Origin of the sequence: Micromonospora sp. LOL_013 (genome assembly GCF_048060315.1) — a bacterium.
Taxonomy (GTDB): Bacteria; Actinomycetota; Actinomycetes; order Mycobacteriales; family Micromonosporaceae; genus Micromonospora_E.
This window is the reverse complement of the sequence record NZ_JBHMIQ010000112.1, coordinates 1-531: the sequence shown is the minus strand read 5'-3', so window position 1 is coordinate 531 and position 531 is coordinate 1. Positions and strand designations below refer to the sequence as shown.

The window sequence follows — 531 nt, the reverse complement described above, 5'->3', positions numbered from 1 at the left end:
CACATCCGGGTGGACGGGAGCCACCGGTCCACCCGGGCGAACGTACGCCCGTACCTCGCCGACTTGTACTCCAGCATGGCGACGAACGACGACCATCCCGCGTCGTGCACCGACTTCGCCAGCCGGGTCCGACCGAGACCGACGACACACAGATCCTCGACGTACACCGCTTGATTCTCACGGATGATCGTCGTGGACAGCTTGTGCTGCCAGTCCCGCCGGGTGTCGGCCACCCGGGCGTGCGCCCTGGCGACCTTCACGACGGCCTTCCCACGGCGGTTACTGCCCCGCTGTTTACGCGACAGGGCCTGCTGCAGCCGCTTGAACCTGCGGGCAGCGCGGCGCAGGAACCTGGGCGCGGCCACCTTCGTGCCGTCCGGCATGACCGCGAAGTGCGTCAGCCCCAGATCGATCCCCACCTCGGCGTCGGTCGGCGGCAACGGCTCGTCCGTGGCCGAGACGACGAACGAGGCGAAGTACCTACCGGCGGCGTCCCGGATGACCGTCACGGACGACGGGTCCGACGGCAGT

General features: G+C 69.1%; 1 protein-coding gene. It reads right to left on the bottom strand.

Features of this window, described 5'->3' with window-relative positions; all coding sequences use genetic code 11:
- Window positions 1-509: RNA-guided endonuclease InsQ/TnpB family protein (locus ACFHWS_RS28550; protein ID WP_416569590.1), on the bottom strand; the 509-nt coding region annotated here is incomplete at its 3' end.
- Between the last annotated feature and the right edge of the window lie 22 nt (window positions 510-531).